Origin of the sequence: Terriglobus sp. YAF25 (assembly GCF_052113305.1) — a bacterium.
GTDB lineage: Bacteria > Acidobacteriota > Terriglobia > Terriglobales > Acidobacteriaceae > Terriglobus.
The window spans coordinates 1-5796 of record NZ_JBFRCY010000243.1; the positions used below are offsets into that span (position 1 = coordinate 1).

Consider the following 5796-nt stretch of genomic DNA (forward strand, 5'->3'; position numbering starts at 1 on the left):
AGAAACCGCATCGAACGATGCTTCAACAGACTCAAACAGTTCAGAAGGTTCGCCACAAGATACTGCAAATACGCTGCTTGCTTCGCTGCTACCGTCGCCCTCGCATGCTCGTGGTTACACCTCCAGCAATTTGTCGATACACCCTAGTTGCTAGTTGGCCTATCGACAAGCGCGGGAGCCACAACGCTGGGTGCCCCATTCACGCAAAAGCGTGAGTGGGATATTCGAGCGAAGCTCGAACCGTCTTTTTGTTTGTCATTTCGTAGCGACCAGAGGAAGCGGAGAAATCCGCTTCTCTACCCCATACTTTTCTGTCCGTAACCAAAGTGAGAGAAGCGATCTCGCTTCGCGAGATATCCCCCCCCATTGCTACGCAATGGATGGGGCACCCGTCCGAGGTTCGCCTTCGATGCCCCTGGCGCTATTCAACTATTGAACTATTCAACCTGTTCCCAAACAGCGCCCTAGGCCCCGCCATTAAAAACCGGTAAATAATGAGGGGGATGTGCTGCAGGTCAGCTCCGAGCGAGTCGGCCTGGCCATCCGTGAGGATCGCTCCCTGTTCCATCGCGAACCAGTTGAAGCCGGTCGACAGCGCGGCCAGCAGAAAACTGGCAACCAGGCTGCCGCGAATCTTCTGGGGTGAGACCCAGGTGTGCACCACATACTGCACGCCGAYGAGCGCTGCGGGAATCGCCACCAGCATGATCAACGCCGTGGCCCAGAGTGGGCGGGCATCGCGCAGACGTTGAATGATGGAGCCAAGAAAACCGCCCAATCCAGCGGCAAATACAGCTTCGGTCAGCATGGCGCCGAGCGCCTGGCCGGCGGCGGCGTGATGGTCAGAGATAAAGAAGATGGGCGCGCGTAGCGCTGCACTGAAGAGAGCTGCCTTCCAGTTCCACTCCCTGAGGAGGTGCTGGCCGGGGTTGCGGAGAATATCCACCAGGGCGCCGTGAAGCGTGGTGGAGGGTGGCGCTGAAGATTCCGTGATCATGCAGGCTACACACAGCATAGACGGAGGACTGTTACGCTAGCTTGCATGAGGCAGCGCGTCGCCTATTTTCCGGACTCTTTTCATGAAGTCAATGGCGTCGCCCATACCAGCCGCAACTTCCAGGCCTTTGCCGAACGTCACCAACTTCCCTTTCTGTGTGTCCGCGCCGGATCGCGGGAGATTGCTTTTGAAGAGCACGGCAGCGTGCAGACGCTGGAGCTGCGGCGCAGCTTCGCTTCCGTTCCCATGGAACGCGACCTGGCCTTCGATACCCTCTTCCTGCGCCATATGCGCACGGTGCGGCTACGGCTGGAGACCTTCCGCCCCGACATCATCCACATCACCGGTCCCAGCGAACAGGGCATCCTCGGCGCCATCTTCGCCTGGCGAATGGGCATTCCGCTGGCGGCAAGCTGGCACACCAACGTGCACGAATATGCTGCCCGCCGTGCTGAATGGCTGACGCGTTTCTTCTCTCCCCGCGCCAAAGAAGCGACCGAACGTACGGTACAAGACGCGGCATTGAACGCCACGGCCCGGTTCTATCGCCTGGCCAAGGTCCTCTTCGCGCCCAACGATGAGCTGTGCACGCTGCTCACCAACGCCACCGGCAAGCCCTGTCACCTGATGCAACGGGGGGTGGAGACCGCTACCTTCTCTCCCGCATATCGCACCCGTCCGCTCGACGACAAAGAGTTTGTTCTCGGCTTCGTCGGCCGGCTCTCCGTGGAGAAGAACGTTGCACTGCTGCCCGTCATTCAGCGCGCCCTCGAATCACGGGGCATCACCAACTTCCGGTTCCTGGTCATCGGTCATGGCTCAGAAGACGCTCTGCTCAAAGCCGCCCTGCCCCGGGCCGAGTTTCCCGGCGTCCTGAAGGGCGCAGCCCTTGCCACCGCCTACGCCGACATGGATGTGATGGTCTTCCCGTCGCATACCGACACCTTCGGCAACGTCGTGCTGGAAGCACTCGCCAGCGGAGTACCCGCTGTCGTCACACCGGACGGCGGCCCCAAGTACATCGTGCGTAACGACGAGACCGGCTACATCGCCACCGATGAAGGTTTCCCTGACGCCATCGAACGCCTTCTACGCGAGCCCACCACCCTGGCCCGTATGCGCCTTGCGGCACGCGAGTATGCCTTGCATTGCAGCTGGGATGCGGTGTTTGAGCGAGTGTACGACGCTTATGGCAAGTTGAATGGTGGAATAGTTGAATAGTCGAATGGTAGTTCTGGGTGAGCTATAAGACTTCGCCTCACCGCAGCATCACCATTCAACTATTCAACCAATCAACCATTCAACTAATAATGAATTTCCCCGATATACACGCCGTACGGCTCCAGCTTGACGGCATCGAGGTTCATTGGTCCCATGCCGTAGTCGCTGCGCATCAGGCTGCGCAGGAACTGGCCGCGGAGACCGAGCTTCGCGATCTCGCTCTTCAGATGCAGCGTGACCGGTTTATCAGAGAAGTTGCAGGCCACTACGACTGCCGGTGAGGTGGCAGTTACTCCCTGATGTTTGCGAACCCAGACGAGCGCGTTGTCTGCATCGTGGTTCAAGAAGATCTGCTGGCCTTCGCGCATGGCGCGCCGGCTGCGTCGTAGCGCAATCAACTGCTCGTACCACTTCAGCAGCGATCGGTCGTCTTTCTGCTCGGCCTCGACGTTCACCGTCATCGACGACGTCGGAATCGGCAGCCAGGTCTTTGCCGCTTTGCTGAAGCCGGCTTCCGCTCCGCCATCCCACTGCATTGGAGTCCGCTCGCCGTCGCGGCCCTTCTCTTTTGGCCAACCAAGAACGCCGATCGGATCTTTTACATCCTCTTTACGTTCCGGTGTTGCTGTGACCATGCCGAGCTCCTGCCCGTAATACAGCAGCGATGCGGAGCGCGAGGTCAGCAGAATCGTCGCCAGCACACGTGCAATCTCTTTGTTGTGTTGGCCATCTCCATAGCGATCCCAACTACGCGGATTGTCGTGATTGTCGAAGACCAGCAAAGGCGCGTTGCCGTGGAGCTGTGTCTGCGCCGCCTCCAGCTTCTCGCGGAAGGCAGTGACATCCAGCTTGTTGGTGAAGCCCACGCCTGTATCCATGGGCAGTTGCAGCTCGTCGTTCTTTGCGCCATACCAACCGGCGAGTTCTGCGGCACTCTTCGTGTAGATCTCACCGACCAGAAGACGCTGCCCCGGTGCATTGTTGATCACAGAGCGCAACTCCCGCAGCATGCCGTGTATCTCCGGCAACCCCATCTGCGGCGAGTGGTCGACGTTGGGGTCTCCGAAGGCATTCGTTCCCGGAGACTCCTTCGCATCAGCCAGCGATGGGTCTTCGAGCAAGGTATCGATGGCATCGAGCCGGAAGCCGGCGACGCCACGATTGAGCCAGAAACGCGCCACATCGAACATCGCCTGCCTCACTGCCGCGTTACGCCAGTTCAGGTCAGGCTGTTGCGGATAGAAGCAGTGGTAGTAAAACTGTCCGGTCTTCTCGTCGTATTGCCAGGCCGAGTGACCGAAGAGGCTCTGCCAGTTGTTCGGCGGTGCGGGCTTGCCGTCGGCACCCGCTCCTTTGCCATCGCGCCACACGTACCAGTCACGCTTTGGGTTGTCCTTGCTCGATGCCGATTCCACAAACCACGCGTGCTTATCGGAGGTGTGGTTGAGCACCAGATCCATCAGGACACGGATATTGCGGCGGCTTGCCTCCTGCACCAGGTTGTCGAAGTCCTCCATGGTGCCGTACTGCGGATCGATGGCCGTATAGTCCGAGATGTCGTAGCCGAAATCGACCTGCGGGGAGGGATAGATAGGAGTGAGCCAGATGGCGTCTACTCCAAGTGATTGCAAGTAATCCAGCCGCTGCGTAATCCCCTTCAGATCACCAATGCCGTCGCCGTTGGAATCCTGGAAGCTGCGGGGATAGATCTCATAGATGACAGCATGCTGCCACCATGGATCGGAAGACATGCCCGAGCCCGCCCAGCCAGGACGGGACAACATCTGCGCACCTGCGCTCAGGGAAGACGCCAGCGCAGCGACTGCCAACATGCGGCGAAGGAAGACCATAGAGCAGTTCTCCTAAAGGTGTAGAGCGAAGTGTCTTGCAGTCTGCGCCGTTTTCCTCCGAAGAAAACGGCATCCACAGATTTCTCCAACACCACAGTATTAGGAGAATTGCTCTAGCTATTCAACCTTACTTTTGTTGGACGCAATCTGCACGCGTCGCGTGGTTATGGGAAATCAATTCGATACCTTAGCCTGCCCGGCTGCCATCCGCTGCTGAAGGGTTGCAAGCTGGAGGTGAATGCGGTCCATATCCTTTTGCGTCACATGGTTCTCGCCGGCAGGAGCGTCGGCATAAAAGTGCACCAGGTGTTCCAGAACGGTTGGGGGCACGGGCTCGGCGTTCGGTTTCAGATATTCGTGCAACAGCCGCTCATGGGTCTGATCGGACAGGCGATATTGCCCGAGCCGCATTAGATCGCCAGTGTCGAGATTCGCACCGCCCAACGCCAGTGCAACAGTGGAGATCTCTGCCTTATCGGCTTGGCCATTGCCGGATGCAAGCTGCTTCAGATACTCGCCATAGCGGTCGACGGTCTGATTCACGCTTTTGATGTAGCCATCCTGCTGTGTCGCGTTGGGAATCGTCGGCTTTAGCACCTTCAGGGGACCGATCTTCGGCAGCAGCTTCACCAGAAAAGCCAGAAAGCGGGTTCCGAAGCTCGGCTTCGAGTAATCGCGCCCCCACGACTTTTCGAACTCCGTGCGCCGAAGCCGATAGATGAACTTGCGTTTGTTGAAGCCCGGATTCTCCTTCTCAATCTGCTTCGCATAGGCGGTCGCGGCGACGACCGTCATCTTTGGGATGAGCTCTGAGACCGCGTTGCGATAGGTGGTAATGGCATGGTCTTCATCGTGCAACAGGTCCTTGAGCTTCATTCCATAGGTCTCTTCAAAAGCACGGTCGAGCAACGGCTTCGCAACCTGAAAGCCGATGAAGTCACGGTAGTTGTCCTGGGAGTAGCGGCCATGCGCAACCTCTACAACGTCGAAACCAAACTCCGTACGGACATGCGCGACCTTGGCCTGTTCGTAGGTCACCACATCTCCATACTTCTTTTTCAGCTTTGGATTTTCTTCCGCGGTCAGCCGGTTGATATAAGGATGGCCCACCGCATCGGCCGTATAGTGCGCCAGCGCTCCCAGTGCAAACGCCAGCTCATCCGCATTGGAAGCATCGTGTAACAAAGCCTCAACGAAGGCGCCTGTCCTGACGTAATGGAGCATGTCCGAATAGAACTTGTTCCCAAATGGGTAGTAGCCCAGATCCTGGATTAAACAGCCTCCGTAGGCATAGGAGTGTGCTTCCCGCAGTTGATCGGCTGTCAGCCCGGGGTAGCGGGCCTGCAGCAGGGGGACCAGATAGGGTGTCCATGCCATGTCGACGACTTCCTCATGCGACAACACACTGTAAGCATTTGCCGCAGTTGCGCCTAGAAATGGAAGCAACAACGACAAACACACAACGCGGATAAACCCCTGGAAGGATCGAAGAGCCATGACGTTTTTCATGACATAAGATGCAGATTCCGGAAAAGGCGCATCGCAGGCAACACCAGCCTGAGGAGCATGTGTCTTATGAGATCGGAGGTGAACTATGTCTTCCACGATTCTCCCGGCCCTTTTCCTCGTTTCCGCGGTGGCTGTCGCACAACAGACCGCACCAAATAGCGTAGGAAGCCAGGGCACCAGCACCCAGGTTCAACAGGGCACACAAACCCAGGTGCAGGG

4 protein-coding genes and 1 pseudogene are annotated in these 5796 nt (G+C 58.0%); 2 read left to right on the forward strand and 3 right to left on the reverse strand.

Going from position 1 to position 5796, the window contains the following annotated elements:
• A pseudogene (locus tag AB4043_RS11900) lies at window positions 1-147 on the forward strand (IS5-like element ISAs34 family transposase); the annotation flags it as partial.
• Window positions 148-421: 274 nt separating this feature from the next.
• On the opposite strand, the gene AB4043_RS11905 reads toward AB4043_RS11900, so the two are convergent.
• Window positions 422-997 carry a hypothetical protein gene (locus AB4043_RS11905; RefSeq protein ID WP_442307128.1) on the reverse strand — a complete coding sequence of 192 codons (576 nt, stop codon included), beginning with the start codon at window positions 995-997 and terminating at the stop codon, window positions 422-424.
• Between the two features lie 45 nt (window positions 998-1042).
• Here AB4043_RS11905 and AB4043_RS11910 point away from each other — a divergent pair, with 45 nt between their 5' ends.
• Window positions 1043-2218, forward strand: coding sequence for a glycosyltransferase (locus AB4043_RS11910; RefSeq protein WP_442302313.1), 1176 nt, complete (start codon window positions 1043-1045; stop codon window positions 2216-2218).
• Between the two features lie 83 nt (window positions 2219-2301).
• Here AB4043_RS11910 and AB4043_RS11915 read toward each other — a convergent pair whose 3' ends face one another.
• Window positions 2302-4068: a glycoside hydrolase family 13 protein gene (locus AB4043_RS11915; RefSeq protein ID WP_442302312.1), complete on the reverse strand. Its 1767-nt coding sequence runs from the start codon at window positions 4066-4068 to the stop codon at window positions 2302-2304.
• A 174-nt stretch (window positions 4069-4242) separates the two neighbouring features.
• Window positions 4243-5565 carry a zinc dependent phospholipase C family protein gene (locus AB4043_RS11920; RefSeq protein ID WP_442302311.1) on the reverse strand — a complete coding sequence of 441 codons (1323 nt, stop codon included), beginning with the start codon at window positions 5563-5565 and terminating at the stop codon, window positions 4243-4245.
• Window positions 5566-5796: the final 231 nt, after the last annotated feature.

Excerpts from the sequence above, each read along its gene's own strand:
- AB4043_RS11910 (WP_442302313.1), top strand. The coding sequence starts at position 1,043 with ATGAGGCAGCGCGTCGCCTATTTTCCGGACTCTTTTCATGAAGTCAAT.
- AB4043_RS11920 (WP_442302311.1), bottom strand. The coding sequence starts at position 5,565 with ATGGCTCTTCGATCCTTCCAGGGGTTTATCCGCGTTGTGTGTTTGTCG.
- AB4043_RS11915 (WP_442302312.1), bottom strand. The coding sequence starts at position 4,068 with ATGGTCTTCCTTCGCCGCATGTTGGCAGTCGCTGCGCTGGCGTCTTCC.